General features: G+C 40.2%; 19 protein-coding genes and 1 rRNA gene. 19 read left to right on the forward strand and 1 reads right to left on the reverse strand.

Annotated features, from left to right (window positions below):
* Window positions 1-55: 55 nt before the first annotated feature.
* The 11 genes from rrf to rsmI all read left to right on the forward strand — a co-directional run bounded on the left by rrf (window position 56) and on the right by rsmI (window position 8,306).
* Window positions 56-172: ribosomal RNA gene (rrf, locus tag ACOSV2_RS22035) — 5S ribosomal RNA — on the forward strand.
* Window positions 173-820: 648 nt separating this feature from the next.
* The gene (locus ACOSV2_RS22040) at window positions 821-1,021 is read left to right on the forward strand and encodes a sigma factor G inhibitor Gin (RefSeq protein ID WP_428976848.1); all 201 of its coding nucleotides are present in this window, start codon (window positions 821-823) and stop codon (window positions 1,019-1,021) included.
* Between the two features lie 130 nt (window positions 1,022-1,151).
* Window positions 1,152-2,567 carry an aminotransferase class I/II-fold pyridoxal phosphate-dependent enzyme gene (locus tag ACOSV2_RS22045; RefSeq protein WP_428976849.1) on the forward strand — a complete coding sequence of 472 codons (1,416 nt, stop codon included), beginning with the start codon at window positions 1,152-1,154 and terminating at the stop codon, window positions 2,565-2,567.
* Window positions 2,568-2,585: 18 nt separating this feature from the next.
* On the forward strand, window positions 2,586-3,218 hold the full coding sequence (tmk, locus tag ACOSV2_RS22050) for a dTMP kinase (protein WP_113971023.1): 633 nt from the start codon (window positions 2,586-2,588) through the stop codon (window positions 3,216-3,218).
* A gap of 144 nt (window positions 3,219-3,362) precedes the next feature.
* Window positions 3,363-3,692 carry a cyclic-di-AMP receptor gene (locus tag ACOSV2_RS22055; RefSeq protein ID WP_044340646.1) on the forward strand — a complete coding sequence of 110 codons (330 nt, stop codon included), beginning with the start codon at window positions 3,363-3,365 and terminating at the stop codon, window positions 3,690-3,692.
* Between the two features lie 15 nt (window positions 3,693-3,707).
* Window positions 3,708-4,148, forward strand: a complete 441-nt coding sequence (locus ACOSV2_RS22060; RefSeq protein WP_428976850.1) for a YaaR family protein — start codon at window positions 3,708-3,710, stop codon at window positions 4,146-4,148.
* A 17-nt stretch (window positions 4,149-4,165) separates the two neighbouring features.
* The gene (gene holB, locus ACOSV2_RS22065) at window positions 4,166-5,149 is read left to right on the forward strand and encodes a DNA polymerase III subunit delta' (RefSeq protein WP_428976851.1); all 984 of its coding nucleotides are present in this window, start codon (window positions 4,166-4,168) and stop codon (window positions 5,147-5,149) included.
* A 7-nt stretch (window positions 5,150-5,156) separates the two neighbouring features.
* Window positions 5,157-5,984 carry a PSP1 domain-containing protein gene (locus tag ACOSV2_RS22070; RefSeq protein WP_428976852.1) on the forward strand — a complete coding sequence of 276 codons (828 nt, stop codon included), beginning with the start codon at window positions 5,157-5,159 and terminating at the stop codon, window positions 5,982-5,984.
* A 14-nt stretch (window positions 5,985-5,998) separates the two neighbouring features.
* A complete protein-coding gene (gene yabA / locus ACOSV2_RS22075; protein ID WP_113971027.1) occupies window positions 5,999-6,373 on the forward strand; it encodes a DNA replication initiation control protein YabA in 375 nt (124 codons plus the stop codon).
* Window positions 6,374-6,653: 280 nt separating this feature from the next.
* A complete protein-coding gene (locus ACOSV2_RS22080) occupies window positions 6,654-7,409 on the forward strand; it encodes a tRNA1(Val) (adenine(37)-N6)-methyltransferase (RefSeq protein WP_428976853.1) in 756 nt (251 codons plus the stop codon).
* 24 nt (window positions 7,410-7,433) lie between these two features.
* Complete coding sequence (rsmI, locus tag ACOSV2_RS22085) at window positions 7,434-8,306, forward strand: 16S rRNA (cytidine(1402)-2'-O)-methyltransferase (RefSeq protein WP_428976854.1); 873 nt, start codon at window positions 7,434-7,436, stop codon at window positions 8,304-8,306.
* A 75-nt stretch (window positions 8,307-8,381) separates the two neighbouring features.
* Here the strand turns inward: rsmI and ACOSV2_RS22090 are convergent, their stop codons facing one another.
* Complete coding sequence (locus ACOSV2_RS22090; protein ID WP_044340639.1) at window positions 8,382-8,663, reverse strand: AbrB/MazE/SpoVT family DNA-binding domain-containing protein; 282 nt, start codon at window positions 8,661-8,663, stop codon at window positions 8,382-8,384.
* Between the two features lie 489 nt (window positions 8,664-9,152).
* Here ACOSV2_RS22090 and metG point away from each other — a divergent pair, with 489 nt between their 5' ends.
* The 8 genes from metG to ACOSV2_RS22130 all read left to right on the forward strand — a co-directional run bounded on the left by metG (window position 9,153) and on the right by ACOSV2_RS22130 (window position 17,384).
* Window positions 9,153-11,111 carry a methionine--tRNA ligase gene (metG, locus tag ACOSV2_RS22095; protein ID WP_428976855.1) on the forward strand — a complete coding sequence of 653 codons (1,959 nt, stop codon included), beginning with the start codon at window positions 9,153-9,155 and terminating at the stop codon, window positions 11,109-11,111.
* Window positions 11,112-11,438: 327 nt separating this feature from the next.
* On the forward strand, window positions 11,439-12,206 hold the full coding sequence (locus ACOSV2_RS22100) for a TatD family hydrolase (protein ID WP_428976856.1): 768 nt from the start codon (window positions 11,439-11,441) through the stop codon (window positions 12,204-12,206).
* Between the two features lie 250 nt (window positions 12,207-12,456).
* Window positions 12,457-13,689, forward strand: a complete 1,233-nt coding sequence (locus ACOSV2_RS22105) for a ubiquitin-like domain-containing protein (RefSeq protein WP_428976857.1) — start codon at window positions 12,457-12,459, stop codon at window positions 13,687-13,689.
* A gap of 121 nt (window positions 13,690-13,810) precedes the next feature.
* Window positions 13,811-14,371 carry a ribonuclease M5 gene (gene rnmV / locus ACOSV2_RS22110; RefSeq protein WP_428976858.1) on the forward strand — a complete coding sequence of 187 codons (561 nt, stop codon included), beginning with the start codon at window positions 13,811-13,813 and terminating at the stop codon, window positions 14,369-14,371.
* Window positions 14,364-15,242: a 16S rRNA (adenine(1518)-N(6)/adenine(1519)-N(6))-dimethyltransferase RsmA gene (gene rsmA, locus ACOSV2_RS22115; RefSeq protein ID WP_428976859.1), complete on the forward strand. Its 879-nt coding sequence runs from the start codon at window positions 14,364-14,366 to the stop codon at window positions 15,240-15,242. The genes rnmV and rsmA overlap by 8 nt, the downstream gene beginning before the upstream one ends.
* A gap of 236 nt (window positions 15,243-15,478) precedes the next feature.
* On the forward strand, window positions 15,479-16,357 hold the full coding sequence (yabG, locus tag ACOSV2_RS22120) for a sporulation peptidase YabG (protein WP_428976860.1): 879 nt from the start codon (window positions 15,479-15,481) through the stop codon (window positions 16,355-16,357).
* 442 nt (window positions 16,358-16,799) lie between these two features.
* Window positions 16,800-17,069 carry a biofilm formation stimulator Veg gene (veg, locus tag ACOSV2_RS22125; RefSeq protein WP_032085220.1) on the forward strand — a complete coding sequence of 90 codons (270 nt, stop codon included), beginning with the start codon at window positions 16,800-16,802 and terminating at the stop codon, window positions 17,067-17,069.
* Between the two features lie 132 nt (window positions 17,070-17,201).
* Window positions 17,202-17,384 (forward strand): small, acid-soluble spore protein, alpha/beta type, encoded by a 183-nt coding sequence (locus tag ACOSV2_RS22130; protein WP_397554537.1) that lies wholly within the window; start codon window positions 17,202-17,204, stop codon window positions 17,382-17,384.
* Window positions 17,385-17,593: the final 209 nt, after the last annotated feature.

The following is a 17,593-nucleotide window of genomic DNA, read 5'->3' on the forward strand; positions in this document are numbered from 1 at the left end:
TTGACATCAATTCTTTATCTAGTTTTGAAGGAACAATCCTTCAATTGAATATTCGTCTGGTGACAATGGCGAAGAGGTCACACCCGTTCCCATGCCGAACACGGAAGTTAAGCTCTTCAGCGCCGATGGTAGTTGGGGGATCTCCCCCTGTGAGAGTAGGACGTCGCCAGGCAAATGTAAAAGAGTAGCTCATTGAGTTACTCTTTTTTGTGGTCTGAATGTATGGAAATGATGTTTGGATTGAACATCAATCCTCTATACAGCTAAGCTTTGGAATAGTTGGTAATTATACAAGAGGTTAGGTGATATTTGATAAAAGACGCATATAACGAAAAATTGACGCAATAATGGCCGAAAACGACGCAAAAAATAAAAAAATGACGCAATAAAGGTCTAAACCGACGCATAAAATAACAAAACGACGCAATTATCACAAATCAAGGCAAAGTTATACCTATACAAACGGTACTAACACCGTTAAAACAGGCACACACGTCCATGATGCGTCACATTTTCACACAAAAACAACGTAACTTATACGATTTTGCAAGCTTCATAGCTTTCTATCAGCACCTACGGGACATACCACATCCATTATCCGACCAAATATAATGATCAACTTTCCAAATACCCAAAAATGATCTCCATTTCCCACCAATATCTTTTTTTCCGCAATCTTTTTTATAGAGACATACACAGACAGGGCGATTGTAACATAAGATAAATTACACTTGATTATTCTGTCAGTTTAAAAGTTTGGAATAATGTATACAATTGGTGGTTTTGAGGCAGAATAGGTTGTATGGAGGTGGAGAGCCCTATGTTAAATCCAGAGCGTAAGGCGGCTTTAGAAGAGTGTATCGTTTGTCACGTTGAAAAGAAGATTGGAATCCATCTATACACATCGTTTATCTGCACAGAATGTGAGAAAGAAATGGTTCAGACAGAAACAAATGATCCTTTGTATAAAACATTCGTTCAACGGTTAAAAAAAGTGAATACTCCTCAAATCTATTCATAACCAGGAAGTACATTTGGTTATGATTTTTTTTGATTTTAGTAGGTAAAAAGTTTTCCTTGTTCCCTGGAGCATCGAACAGCCTGGGTGTGATACGATATGAGTGAATATTTTTTATGAGGAGATTTAGATTATGAAACGAGATCAGGGGAGAACCCCTCTTATTGAGGCGATAGAGAAGCATCGGTCTGCCAAGCCTATCTCTTTTCATGTGCCGGGTCATAAAAGCGGTTTATTGATGGATGATCAATCATTTTATCAATCTGATGTTACAGAGTTAAGCGGATTGGATGATTTACATGATCCTCATGAGGCGATAGGTGAAGCGGAGGACTTGCTGACGGATGTATATGGGACGATGAATAGTTATTTTTTAGTGAACGGAAGTACAGTTGGAAATATTGCTGCCATTCTTGCTTCATGCTCACCGGGAGATCGCGTATTCGTTCAAAGGAATTGTCATAAGTCGGTATTAAATGGAATCAAGCTTGCTAAGGCTGTTCCTATATTAATAGAAACAGAGTGGAATGACGAGGGAAACGCCCTTGGTATCCGTCTAGACGCCCTGAAAGAAGCATTGAAGGCACTTCCCCGGGTGAAGGCGTGTGTCCTTACGTATCCAACTTATTATGGGTTCACGTACAATATTGATGAGATAATCGAAGAATTACATAAACATGATGTGACGTGTATCGTTGATGAGGCACATGGTGCTCATTTTACATTGGGCAGCCCTTTTCCGGTGTCTGCAATTGAATGTGGAGCGGATATTGTCGTCCATTCAGCTCACAAGATGCTCCCGGCCATGACCATGGGGTCGTATTTACACATCACAAGCCCCAGAGTGAGTGAGCGTAAAGTGAAAGAGTATTTAACTATGCTACAATCAAGTAGTCCATCGTATCCGATTATGGCATCCCTTGATTATGCTAGGTCCTATATCGGGACTTTTACAAAAGAAGATAAGGAACAGAACCTGAAAGAGATCAATAAGTTTGTACAAGCATTAGAGGGGAGTCATCCTCAACTCATTGTAAAGGGGTCGGATGATCCACTAAAGGTTGTCATGAAGCTTGCGGGGAGGTCAGGGTACACTCTACAACAGTTATTAGAGTCAGAGGGAGTTTATCCGGAGCTTGCTGACCCCGATTATGTACTGCTGATTCTTCCATTACTGAAGAAAGATCGATCTTTTCCTTATCAAGAAGCGATCAATCGAATACGCAGGGCATTAGGGAATGAACCGATAATAGAAAAGATAAAGATTCATGAAACAAATCGTTCAAATAACCAAGAGTTTTTTACTACATTGGCATTAAGCTTTGAGGATATGGAAGAGAAGGAGGAAGCACTCATTCCCCTTCGCGTAGCAGAAGGAGAAATTTCAGCGGGAATGGTCACTCCTTATCCACCGGGAATTCCTCTGTTGATTCCAGGAGAACGAATCACCTCTCAAGCCATTGAGCGCTTAACAGAGTATGTAAAGAATAAGGCAAACATTCAAGGTCATCACCGCTTAGGTGAAAATCGTTTGTTTGTGTACCGATAAGCAAGTGGAGGGAAAGACATGTCAAAAGGATTGTTTATTACAGTTGAAGGTCCTGAGGGAGCCGGTAAATCAACGATACTGACGGAACTATATAACCGATTATTACAGGAAGGCTTCAATGTCATTCAGACGAGGGAGCCTGGAGGCATTTCCATTGCTGAACAGATTAGAGAGGTCATTTTAAATACAGGCAACACGGAAATGGATAAACGGACGGAAGCTCTTTTATATGCTGCAGCGAGACGACAGCATTTGGTGGAAAAAGTGATTCCCGCACTTGAAGAAGGGAAGATTGTGATTTGTGATCGTTTTATTGATAGTTCCCTTGCTTATCAGGGGAATGCCCGTGGAATCGGTATGGAAGAGGTCATGGATATCAATCAATTTGCCATTGAGGATAAGATGCCGGATCTAACGTTATATTTTGATATCGATCCCGAAGAAGGGTTAAAGAGAATTGCGAAACATAATGGGAGAGAAGTGAACCGGTTGGATCTGGAATCGGTTGATTTCCATACGCGCGTCAGGGAAGGGTATCAGAAGTTAATAAAACAATATCCTGATCGTATTCAAGTCATCGATGCCAGCCAGAGCAAAGAAGCTGTATTTGGTGATGCATATGGTATCGTGACCGATTACTTAAACAAGTAAGTTTGGTTAAAATAAAAAGGCGGACTTCTAAGCGAAAATTGGTGCTAAGAAGTCCGCCTCTTTTTTGGATGAAACATGTATTGGGATCCTGTTCAATGATATAATAGAAGGAAGTATATGGCTTTAAAACGGAGGAATTGATTAATGAAGGTAATTATGGCAGTTGTACAGGATAAAGATAGCAATCGTTTGTCTAATGCCCTGATGGAACATAATTTTCGTTCGACGAAATTAGCAAGTACCGGCGGGTTTTTGAAGTCAGGGAATACCACGTTCATTATTGGTACAGAAGATATTCGTGTAGATAAAGCGTTACAGGTTATTAAAGAAAACTGTCAGTCACGGGATCAGATGGTGGCTCCTGTTTCTCCAATGGGTGGGAATGCAGATTCATACGTGCCTTACCCTGTTGAAGTAGCCGTTGGGGGAGCGACCGTATTCGTTCTTCCTGTAGAGCAATTCCATCAGTTTTAAAGTGAGGTTGAACCTATGAAAATTAACCAGGACCATCGGGTTTCTTTAGATAAAGTAACGAAAGACCAGAAATCTAAAGGAACAGGTCAAGTTAAATTCGGGCAGCTTGTTCATAAGCACGATCAGAAAATGCAGATGGAACAGCTCAGTAAACTGCTCGTCACAATAGAAGATGCCGGCAGTCGTTTAGCCAAATCAAGGTCATTTAAAGATCTTGCTAAATATAAAACATTGGTCAAAAAATTTGTGCGTGAGGCCGTAGATTTCGGGATGGATTTGAAGCAATCTCATACGTGGAATCAGTATGGTGAAGGCAGAAAGCTCAATATAGTAGAAACCATCGATCAACAGCTGGTTGACCTGACGGAAGATGTTTTAGATAAAGAAAAGAACTCCATTGATATTTTGGGGAAAATTGGAGAAATAAAGGGATTGCTTATTAATCTTTATATGTAAGAGAGTGATGTTAAGACATGTTGTTTGAAGAGATACAACCATTTCAGCCCGTCGTCCTTCAGATGCTTCAGAATAGTATTGTAAAGGATCGTGTCGCTCATGCTTATTTATTCGAGGGTGAAAAAGGGACACGAAAGAAAGAAATGAGCATCCTGTTTGCGAAAGCTTTGCTATGTGTGAACCGTGTAGATGGAAAGGCATGTGAAAGCTGCTCCAACTGCAGAAGGATCAATCATGGGAATCACCCGGACCTGCATCTGGTAGAGCCGGACGGTCTTTCAATCAAGAAGGATCAGATTAAAAGTTTGCAAGAAGAATTTTCGAAAACAGGTGTAGAATCCAAGAAGAAGATTTACATTATTGTTCATGGAGATAAGATGACAGCGAATGCGGCTAATAGCCTGCTCAAGTTTCTTGAAGAGCCGTTAGCTGATACCACAGCGATTCTCATCACAGAAAATATTCATCGCATATTGCCTACTATTCTTTCACGGTGCCAGACGATTTCCTTTAAGCCGTTACCGAAAGAACAGCTGACAAAACAGTTATTGGAAGAGGGGATCCCACCCCATTTTGCGACGCTTGCAGCCAACTTGACGAACCATTATGAGGAAGCTGTAGAAATATGTCAAAATGAGTGGTTTGCACAAGCAAGAATAATAGTGTTAAAATTATATGAAGTCCTCCAGAAAAGTCCCTTCCAAGCAATGGTCAAAATACAGGAGGATTTTGTACAGCACTTCAAAGAAAAAGATCAAGTCGATCGAGCATTAGATCTTTTACTTCTAATATATAAAGACTTACTTCATATCCAGTTAGGAAAAGAAGAACAGCTCGTGTACCCGGACCAAAAGGAAAACTGGAAATCAAACGCACTTCAAGTATCTACCAATCGTCTTTCTACTAATATGACGGCGATACTTGAAGCAAAACGCAAGTTAAACGCCAATATGAATTCGCAGCTGCTAGTAGAACAGCTTATGCTAAAACTGCAGGGGTGATGGTCCTTTGTACGATGTTGTAGGTGTACGCTTTAAAAAAGCGGGTAAAATCTATTATTTCGATCCGGGTGAATTGGATATTCACAAAGATTCTTATGTAATCGTTGAAACCGTTCGCGGGATCGAATTTGGAAAAGTAGTCGTAGAGAGAAAGCAAGTCGGAGAAAATGATGTAGTGCTTCCATTGAAAAAAGTGATTCGTATCGCTGATCAAAAAGATCGATTAATCGTAGATGAGAACAAATCATCTGCGACGGAAGCCTACAATGTATGTTGTGATAAAATTAATCAGCATCAATTAGATATGAAACTGGTAGATGTAGAGTATACATTTGATCGTAACAAAGTCATATTCTATTTTACGGCTGATGGACGAGTTGATTTCCGAGAGCTAGTAAAAGATTTAGCTTCCATTTTCCGTACGCGCATAGAACTTCGTCAGATTGGCGTTCGAGACGAAGCAAAAATGCTGGGTGGTATTGGTCCTTGTGGCCGCATGCTATGTTGTTCTACCTTTTTAGGTGATTTTGAGCCGGTATCCATCAAGATGGCGAAGGATCAAAATCTATCCCTTAATCCAACGAAGATTTCAGGTTTATGCGGACGTTTAATGTGCTGTCTGAAATACGAGAACGACGAGTATGAAGCAGCGAAAGCGGAATTACCAGATATCGGAGAAGTGATTAAGACACCTCATGGAAAAGGTAAAGTGGTAGGTCTTAATATTCTGGAACGTATTCTTCAAGTGGATATTAAAGAAGAAGAGCGGGTTCTGGAATTCACATTAGATGAAATCATGAACGTGGGTGCCGTATCATTCCAAGCCACAGAGTAACGGGGTGTAGTGTCGTGGATAAAAAAGAGTTCTTTGATTCAGTCAGTAACATGGAACAACAAATTGGTCATTTATATCATCAATTAGGTGAGCTCAAGCAATGTCTAGCTGAAATGTTGGAAGAGAATAATTCATTGAAGCTTGAAAATGAGCATTTGCGCCGTAGACTGGAACAAACAGAGAACTCACCAAAAAAGGTACAAACAAACAGCGATGCGGGTACAACGAGTGAGTCAGACTTAGAAGATAAAGCACTGGATATAGGAGAAGGGTATGACAACCTTGCTCGATTATACCAGGAAGGATTTCATATTTGTAATATACATTTCGGAAGTCCACGGAAGGATGAAGATTGTTTATTCTGCCTCTCATTCTTAAACAAGAAGTGAGGAAACCTTCATCCTTCTGAATAAAATACAGATGAAAAAGGACTGATCCATATATATGGGATTGGTCCTTTTTAATCGAAAAGCGGAGGGGCTTTGCCCAGGGGCGACAAGCATAAGACGAGTCTGCCGGAAAGGCGTACTTGTCCTTTTTGGCAGAATGGGCTTATGACCTCGAGCCCCTAAGCCCCGGAGCTGGACAAATCGAAAAGCGGAGGGGATTTGCCCTCCTATTTAAAACTTTAGAAACTACATATAATAGAAGAAAAAGTGGAGGAAAGGCATGGTCGAGTTAAAAGAAGATGAACGTTTAGATTATTTATTGGCTGAAAATATGAGGATCATTCAAAGTTCATCTGTTTTCTCCTTTTCAACAGATGCTGTACTATTGGCCCATTTCAGCTATTTACCGATTCACAAAGGGAAAGTGGTGGATCTATGTTCAGGTAACGGCATCATCCCCTTATTGCTAAGTGCGAGAACCAACGTTGACATTACGGGGGTGGAGATTCAAGAAAGATTATTTGATATGGCACAGAGAAGTGTCGAGTATAATGGCCGTCAAAATCAAATAACCATGAAGCTGGGGGATGTAAAGGAGATCGCTCAGCTCCTTCATCATTCACACTATGATGTCGTAACATGTAATCCTCCATACTTTAATACTCCACCCGGTGATAAAAGAAACGTAAACGAACACTATGCGATCGCCCGTCATGAAATCCTTTGTTCCCTTGAGGATACCATTCAAGCTTCAAGCTATCTTCTGAAGCAAGGAGGAAAGGCTTCCTTCGTCCATCGTCCAGGTCGCTTGATGGACATCCTCTCGTTGATGAGGAAGCATCGTCTCGAGCCGAAACGATTGCGCTTCGTATATCCGAAGCCGGGAAGAGAAGCTAACACCATCTTAATAGAAGGAATAAAAGATGGGAAACCGGACCTGAAAATCCTGCCACCCCTTTATGTGTACGATGAAGAGAACAAATATTCAACGGAAGTATATGATATGCTGTTTGGAAAGAATGAAGATAAGGACTAAAGAAATGAGGAGGTGAGCTATTCAATGAACCAACAGAAAAGCTTTCAAGATAGTGAAAAAGGAAGTTTGTATCTTGTCCCTACACCGATCGGGAATTTAGAGGATATGACGTTTCGGGCCATCCGCATGATGAAGGAAGCGGCAGTGATTGCGGCTGAAGATACAAGAAATACAAAAAAATTATGTAACTACTTTGAAATTGATACGCCGATCATCAGCTATCATGAGCACAATAAAGAAACGAGCGGACAGAAGCTGATTGAACGTATGGAAAGAGGCGAGCTCGTTGCCCTTGTAAGTGATGCAGGAATGCCATCCATTTCAGATCCGGGTTACGAACTGGTGAAAGAAGCAATCGATCACGAAATTGCTGTCATTCCATTACCGGGAGCGAATGCAGCTCTTACCTCTTTAATCGCTTCAGGATTGGCACCCCAGCCATTTTACTTCTATGGGTTTTTACATAGAGGGAAAAAAGACAAAAGAGCCGAGCTTGAAACATTAAAATCGGTGGAAGATACATTTATCCTGTATGAATCACCACACAGATTAAAAGAAACATTAAAAGAATTACATGCGGCTTTAGGGAATAGACAAATCGTTGTTTGTCGTGAGCTCACGAAGAAGTTCGAGGAATTCATCCGTGGATCCCTGGAAGAAGTAATGGAATGGGCAAATGATGGGGAAGTACGAGGCGAATTCTGCTTATTAATTGAAGGAGCGGGTCCGTTGGAAAAAGAAGAGGAAGAGGCCTGGTGGAGCCCCTACTCCCTTCTTGATCATGTGCAGCATTACATGAACGAAAAAAGCATGACCTCCAAAGAAGCCATCAAACAAGTATCAAAAGACCGCTCCCTTCCAAAACGGGAAGTTTATCAAGCTTATCATGTTGAATAGAAAAGTGCAGAGATGTGAAATCAAAAAAAGGACCGAGTCTAAATCGACTCGGTCCTTTGATATATGAACAACAAATTATTTTGTTTGTAGTGAATCCTGGATTTCTTTTAGTAATTGATCTGCACCTTCACGGCTAAGAACCAATTTACCGTTAGCAAGCTTGATGTTATCATCAGAAACTTCACCAGTGATTTGGCAAGTCATGCTTGGCTTATACTTCTTTAGGATGATTCTTTCGTCATCCACATAGATTTCTAAAGCATCTTTCTCAGCAATACCTAATGTACGACGTAATTCGATAGGAATAACGACACGGCCTAATTCATCAACTTTTCTTACAATACCTGTAGACTTCATTTGAAAATCTCCTCCAAATAAATATTATTTATATCTCTCTAGTTCGTCAATATTCGACAAATTTCTTTTGTTGTTTCTATCATACCAACGATTAGAAGTATCGTCAATAATTATATCTGTAAATTATTAAGAAAAAATGGATAAAAAAATGTTGTTTTAATAAGGTTTACGGTTTGTTGTAAAAAATTGTATTACCAATTAAATATTATTGTAATGAAAGTAATAAGTGAGAGAAATGTCGAATTATCTTTATTTAACCTATTCATTCGACAAAATTAGACAAAAATCTTCACTGGTTTCGACAATATTAAGATTCAACATTGTTTAGTTGCAGAAACCCTGTATTTTAGGTATATTTTGATGAGATAAGAGGTTAAGATGATAGGTAAGGCGCAGGTAATGGATGTACGTAACAATTATGCCACTATAAACCATACGGAGGCTCCTATGGCTTTATGGGGGTAGATAAAAAAAGAGGAGGAACAGAAAGTGGAAGAAAAGTTAAACACCTTCTATATTACAACACCGATTTATTATCCAAGTGGAAATTTACATATTGGACATGCTTACACCACGGTTGCTGGTGATGCGATGGCCCGTTATAAGAGAATGCGTGGATTCGACGTCATGTACCTGACGGGAACGGACGAGCATGGACAGAAAATTCAACGTAAAGCTCAGGAAGAAGGTATTACTCCTCAAGCATATGTAGACGGAATCGTTAGTGGAATTAAAGATCTTTGGGGGAAATTGGATATTTCATATGATGATTTTATCCGTACGACAGAGAAGCGTCATAAGGATATCGTGGAAAAAATCTTTCATCAGCTTGTGGAACAAGGAGATATTTACTTGGACCAGTATGAAGGCTGGTATTGTACACCGTGTGAATCCTTCTTTACTGAGCGTCAATTAGAAAACGGAAACTGTCCTGATTGTGGCAGAACCGTTGAAAAAGTGAAGGAAGAATCGTACTTCTTTAAAATGAGCAAATACGCTGACCGCCTTCTTGCTTACTATGAAGAAAACCCTGAATTCATTCAGCCTGAGTCACGGAAGAATGAGATGGTGAATAACTTCATTAAGCCTGGTTTAGAAGACTTGGCCGTTTCAAGAACAACCTTCGACTGGGGAGTGAAAGTACCGGGAGATCCCAAGCATGTCATTTACGTGTGGATCGATGCCCTTTCCAACTATATTACAGCTCTGGGCTACGGCAGTGAAAAAGATACAAATTACTTAAAGTACTGGCCAGCGGATGTTCACTTGGTCGGAAAGGAAATTGTTCGTTTCCATACGATTTATTGGCCCATCATGTTAATGGCTTTAGATCTTCCGCTTCCTAAGAAGGTTTTCGCTCATGGATGGCTTCTGATGAAAGACGGAAAAATGTCAAAATCAAAAGGGAATGTAGTCGATCCTGTCACCCTTATTGATCGTTACGGTCTTGATTCTCTTCGTTACTACCTGTTAAGAGAAGTGCCATTCGGTTCTGATGGAGTCTTTACGCCTGAAGGATTTGTTGAACGCATCAACTTCGACTTAGCCAATGACTTAGGTAACCTGTTAAATCGTACAGTGGCCATGATCAATAAATATTTTGATGGGGTCATTCCAACATATGTTGATTCTAACGGTGAATTCGATCAGGCTCTCCTGGACGTGAACAAAGAAACAGTGAATAAATATGAAGAAGCAATGGAAAACATGGAGTTTTCTGTAGCTTTGTCCAGTCTATGGCAATTGATCAGCCGCACGAATAAATACATTGATGAAACTCAGCCTTGGGCCCTTGCTAAAGACGAAAGCAAAAAAGAAGAGCTTGGCAGTGTGATGAGTCATTTAGCTGAATCATTACGAAGAGTCGCTGTTCTTTTACAACCGTTCTTAACAAGAACTCCTAAGAAGATTTTTGAACAATTGAACCTTCATGATGAAAAGATGCACACATGGGAAAGCCTGGAGAGTTTCGGAGCTATTCCGGCAGGAACTGAAGTGGTGAAAAAAGGAGAACCGATCTTCCCTAGACTTGAACTTCAGGAAGAGGTAAACTTCATCAAAGAGAAAATGCAAGGGTCGGCTCCTGCTGTTGAAGAAAAGAAAGAGCCTGCGAAAGAAGAATCTGAGGAAATCGGAATCGATGATTTCATGAAAGTTGAGCTTCGAGTAGCGGAGGTCATTGGAGCTGAGCCGGTTAAAAAAGCGGATAAGCTTCTGAAGCTGCAATTGGATCTTGGCTTTGAAAAACGTCAAGTTGTGTCAGGAATTGCTAAATTCTATCAGCCGGAAGACCTGGTTGGGAGAAAAGTGATTTGTGTGACAAACTTGAAGCCGGTAAAATTGCGTGGAGAACTTTCACAAGGAATGATTCTTGCTGGTGAAGAGAATGGAACGCTGTCTCTTGCTTCCATCGACCAGTCTTTACCAAATGGAACAAAAGTAAAATAAGTAAGGTTTTTATTCTTTTGTCTTTAAAGGGATGTTCCACGTGGAACATCCCTTTAGTATATTGAGATAAAGAATATTCGGGAAGATCATTGTTATGTTAGTTATTTTTTCATCCCATTACTATATTGAGAAAACAATAATATAAAAAGAAACAGATTGTTATGGTTCTGTGGCTAAAATAGATAGAATGAAGAGTAACTGCGAATGGAACAGTATTAATAAAAAATATCCAAAGAAACCATAATATGTAATATGAATGTTACATGAATGTGATGCTTGTCATGCTTTTTTATATTAAACTTATCTTTATTACAAGGAGTGTCTTACATGCTATTTGATACACATGTTCATTTGAATGCTGAACAATTTGACGAAGATCTGGAGGAGGTAATTTCAAGAGCAAGAGAAGCTGGAGTTGAAAAGATGGTGGTCGTCGGCTTTGATCGTCCAACGATTAATCGGGCGATGGAGCTCATTGAGCAATATGAATTTTTATATGCCAGCATCGGTTGGCACCCAGTGGATGCAATTGATTTGAAGGATGAAGATTTAGCTTGGATAGAAGAGCTCTCAAATCACCCTAAAGTAGTTGCCATAGGGGAAATGGGACTCGATTATCACTGGGATAAATCACCGAAAGATGTTCAAAAAGAAGTGTTTCGAAAACAAATTCATTTAGCTAAGAAGGTAAAACTCCCAATTATTATACACAACCGTGATGCCACACAAGATATAGTGGATATCTTAAGAGAAGAAGGAGCAGAGGAAGTTGGAGGGATCATGCATTGCTTCAGCGGAAGTCCTGAAATTGCTCAAGAATGTGTGGATATGAATTTCTACATTTCTCTGGGAGGTCCCGTAACCTTTAAAAATGCGAAAAAGCCAAAGGAAGTAGCAAGAGAAATTCCGTTGGAAAAGCTTCTGATCGAAACAGACTGTCCTTATCTAGCACCTCACCCGAACAGAGGGAAGCGAAATGAACCTGCATATGTGAAGCTGGTAGCAGAACAGATTGCGGAGCTTAAGGAAGTATCATTAGAAGAAGTAGAGAACATAACAACCGAAAATGCAAAAAAGTTATTCAACATAAACTGACATCAGATATTGTCGAGAATTGAGAGAGCTTGTCCTAATAGCAAGTGAAAACAAAAAGTTCTACATAGGTTTCTGCTTTCATAGGATAATCATGTCGATAACTCTCTCTTTTCTTTTTCTCTTCTTTTATGCATAATATGGTTTGTGTTCCCTGGGTTTCAATATTTTGCTAGATTAAGTTAAAAGAAGTAAGGGTTGACAGTCACTGGATTACTCTATATAATCACTCCGAGAAAAGGGGGCGTTTTTCATGAAGTTTAAAACCATGAAAAGCCTGTTTTCCAAGTCTTTGAGTCGAAGGAAATGGATTGTTACAATCGGAACATTGGTAACATCCGCAGCTGTATTTGGAATTCTTTTTTATGAAGGATCTAAAAACACTGTGGCATTGACCTTAGACGGCGAGCAAAAAGAGATTAGGACGCATGCGAATACAATTCAAGATATATTAAAAGAATTAGAGATTTCAACCCGCTCACAAGACTATTTGTACCCTTCGGGGAATACGAAGGTCTCAAATAACATGAACATTGTTTGGGAACCGGCAAAACAGGTAGAAGTAGTAGTAGGGGATCAGACGAAAAAGGTCTGGACGACTGCTGATACAGTAAAAGAGTTACTCTCTGAAAATGAAATTAAAGTAGGAGAACATGATAAGGTCAAACCCGGCTTATCAGAAAAAGTAACAGGGGACATGGACGTAAAGATTGATCCCGCATTTTCACTTAAGCTTGTGAACGGCGGAAAAGAACAAAAGGTATGGTCTACTTCGACTACGGTCGCTGACTTTTTAAAGCAACAAGGAATTACACTTAAAGATGCAGACCGTGTTGAACCAAGTTTAGACAAAGTTGTTAAAGCAAATGATGTCGTAAATGTCGTTCGAGTTGAAAAAGTCACCGATGTAGTGGAAGAGACAAAGGATTTCACCGTTATTTCCAAGAAGGATTCCGATCTTTCAAAAGGAAAAGAGAAGGTCGTTCAAGAAGGTAAAAACGGCTTGGTTGAAAAGAAATTTGAAGTTGTGAAAGAAAACGGCAAAGAGGTTTCCAGAAAATTAGTTAGTGAAAAAGTAGTGAAAGAAAGCCAGGATAAAATCATTAATGTCGGAACAAAGGTTTTAGTGGCTCAAGTTTCACGTGGAAGTTCATCATCTAATTCATCTGCAACAGCCTCAGCAGCTCCAAGTGGAGGAAGAGAGTTTTATGTGAGCTCTACAGCTTACACTGCATCATGTAACGGATGCTCAGGCTATACAGCTACAGGACTCAACCTGAAATCAAATCCGAATGTTAAAGTGATCGCAGTAGACCCTTCTGTCATTCCATTAGGAACAAAGGTATATGTAGAAGGCTATGGCTATGCCGTAGCTGCAGATACGGGTGGAGCAATCAAGGGGAACAAAATTGATGTATTCTTCCCGTCTAAATCAGATGCCTATCGTTGGGGAAGAAAAACAATAAAAGTAAAAATATTAAACTAAGAGCAGGGGTGTGTTCTCCTGCTTTTTTTTATTTATCGGTGAAAACCGTTATAATAGCTTTAGGTCTTCAATGATTAGACGAAAATGAAAGCAGAAATGTTTCAACTTTTTTGGAGGAATTATGAAAATTAAAGAAATCATCGTAGTGGAAGGAAAGGATGATACGGTAGCCATTCAACGTGCTGTCAATGCAGATACGATTGAAACGAATGGTTCTGCTGTGTCTCCGGCTACTATAGAAAAAATAAAACACGCCCAGGAAAAAAGAGGCGTAATCATCTTTACCGATCCGGACTACCCGGGTGAACGTATCCGGAAGATTGTAAGTGATGCGGTACCGGGTTGTAAGCACGCCTTTGTACATAAGAAGGATGCGCTGCCAAAGTCAGGTAGAGGGATAGGTGTAGAACATGCTTCACCAGATATCATAAGAGAGTCTTTAAGAGAGGCTCTTGTGCTGGATGTTGAGCAGGAAGAGGTCATTTCGAAAGAGGATCTAATTGATGCTGGTTTAATTGGCAGTTCCCAGGCGAAAGATCGAAGAATTGCTCTTGGTGAGAAGCTTAGAATCGGATACACTAATGGAAAACAGCTGCACAAACGATTAAGGATGTTCAATATTCAAAAAGAAGAGTTTAAGAAAGCTTTAATGGAAATTATTCAGGAGGAAGAAAATGCATAAAGATATTGCCACCCCGATACGCACGAAAGAGATATTAAGTAAGTATGGTTTCTCGTTTAAAAAGAGCCTTGGTCAAAACTTTTTGATTGATCCCAATATCCTCAGGAATATAACGGAATACGCAGGGTTATCGGAGAAAACCGCAGCCATTGAGATTGGACCGGGAATCGGTGCGTTAACAGAGCATCTTGCGCGTACCTCAGGAAAGGTCGTCGCATTTGAAATCGATCAGAGACTCATTCCTATTCTGGATGATACATTATCCCCTTACAAGAACGTTAAAATCATCAATGAAGATATATTAGAGGCGGATGTAGAAGCCATTATTAATAATGAGTTTGAAGGGTTCGAAGATATTATGGTAGTGGCCAATCTCCCTTATTACGTCACAACACCAATCATTCTTAAGCTGTTGATGGAGGATCTTCCAATCAGGGGAATCTGTGTCATGCTTCAAAAAGAAGTAGGGGACCGTATTTCAGCTAAGCCTGGAACAAAAGCGTACGGATCTCTTTCGATTGCCATCCAGTACTATACAGAGGCCGAGATGGTCATGACTGTCCCGAAAACGGTCTTTATGCCGCAGCCGAATGTGGACTCAGCCGTCATCCGTCTAACGAAGCGTGAGAAGCCTCCTGTCGAGGTGATCAGTGAAGAATTCTTCTTTATCATTACTCGCTCGTCTTTTGCTCAAAGAAGGAAGACCATCCTGAACAATTTAAGCAGTCAGCTTCCTCAAGGAAAGGAAAAGAAAGACATGATCCTTGAGGCCTTATCTGCAGCAGGGATTGAACCCACACGCCGTGGAGAGACACTGTCGATACAAGAATTCGGCCGGTTGAGTGATGCGCTATACCCGAACTTCAATTAAAGCTTGGATAGATGGCTAAACGTGAAAGTGCGTTTAGCCATTTTTTTGTTACCGTGTACTCCGCAGGGGACTCCCATTTTATTGACACCGAATAGTAGAGGGTTGCATAGGTTATCACAGGGAATATTTACTTAATTAAGGATAAGGAACGTGTTGAGAAGGATATGACAAACGTTGATCCTCCTCGGCTTTCCTTTTTTGATTTAACGAATGTTTAGCCCACGGGAGTGACTGATGTGATTATCGAAATCAATGATGTCGTAGGTCGCCTTTCATATCAATGTGATATTTTATTCAGGGTAATAGATATCCGCATGATAGATGGCCAAAAAACGGCAGTACTGTATGGTGAAGATTTTCGATTAATAGCGGATGCTCCTTTTCATGATTTGAAGAAGATGGACCCTAGAGATCAGGAACGTATTACACAGGAGTTTCGTTCAAAAGAGGAACAATCTCTTGACCTATTTCGTCAGGATATAGAGCTTCTGAAGTATAAGCAGGAATATAGAGTGACGAATGCTTATCGAGACGATTATAACTATTTCCAGGTTCCAGGGAAAGTGCTTCATCTTGATGGAGATCCCAGCTATTTAAGAAAGTGTCTAGATCTTTATGAAAAAATTGGTGTCCCGGTAAAAGGTGTTCACTGCAGCGAGACAGAGATGCCTGAACAGATTGGGGCCCTTATCGATAAATATAGACCGAATATTATTGTTTTGACGGGTCACGATGCCTATTCGAAGGCGAAAGGGACCAAAGCTGATATTAACGCCTATCGACATTCTAAATATTTTGTTCAGGCAGTGCGGGAAGCACGCAGCAAATCACCACACCTGGATCAGTTAGTGATTTTTGCAGGTGCTTGTCAATCCCACTTTGAATCCCTGATCCATGCTGGAGCCAATTTTGCCAGCTCCCCGTCCAGAGTAAATATTCATGCATTGGACCCCGTTTATATCGTGGCTAAGATTTGTTTTACGGGGTTTAAGGACTCGGTTAATGTGTGGGACGTCATCCGCAATACGTTAACAGGGGACAAAGGGCTTGGGGGAATTGAGACGAAGGGTGTCCTTCGTACTGGGATGCCATATAAAATTTCAGAAGAAGAATAGGGAATGTTCGACAAAAATCAAATAGACCTTACAAATTACTGCGTGAATTGTAAGGTCTATTTGGTGTTTAGATGTATAGATTAGTAAGGTGGGTCTTTTAGTGGTTATTATGCTTGTCGCCTCTGGGCAAAGCCCCTCCGCTTTTATTGTTGTCCAGCTCCGGCGGCTAGTCCCTCGAGGTCATAAGTCAAGTGCATCAAAAAGGCAAAAAGCGCCTTTCCGATGCACTCGCCTTATGCTTGTCGGACCTGATCGAGCCGCCTCCGCTTTTATTGTTTACATAATTTCTCAATGTATGGGGAATGTTAGGTGTGTAGAAAAAACGTACTTTTTGTTGAATAAAATATATTGACAGGTGTTCCATGTTCTTGTTAAAATAATAAATTTATTTGACTAAAATTACATAATGTGTTATATTTGATTATAGTGAGGTGGAAGCGAAATGCCAAAAACATTAGCCGACATTAAAAGATCCCTTGATTCTAATCTTGGGAAACGTTTAATGCTTAAAGCAAACGGTGGACGTCGAAAAACAATTGAGCGTTCAGGTGTTCTAGCCGAAACGTATCCTTCTGTATTCGTGGTTCAACTGGATCAAGAAGAGAATGCGTTCGAACGAGTTTCTTACAGCTATGCAGATGTTCTCACTGAGACAGTTCAATTAACATTTTATGATGAAGCAACAGGAAATATCATCTTTAGCCAGCAGTAGACAATCGTTTGCTGCTTTTTTATTTGTCCAATTTTCAGGAAGTACATAGTTAGAGGATTCCGCTTTTGTTATGTTTTGTCCTGTCCTTTTGTACACATACTAAACGTGTGGTACATCTAAAGGAGGTAGACGATGAGCAGAAGAAGAGGAATCATGTCTGATCAATTAAAAGAAGAAATCGCTCAGGAATTGGGATTCTATGATGTTGTTCAGAAGGATGGTTGGGGTGGAATCACGTCACGAGATGCAGGTAATATGGTGAAGCGGGCAGTTGAGCGCGCAAGTCAGCAATTATCTGATAATCGTCCTCACTAACTCTTTTCACGCATACAGGATTACATCTTTTATCAGTACCATATACAGGGTCGCCTAAAAAGTGTAGTGCTTTTCAGGTGGCCCTTGTTTTAATAGGGACAAGACAATCTTTCCTATCAGTACTTAACGTGATAAAATAACATACTTGTATGAGTATGTTTAGAAGTTAACACTCTCGATAATAAGTGTATGATACAATATAACAAAGA

The sequence above is a fragment of the Rossellomorea sp. DUT-2 genome (genome assembly GCF_052665285.1).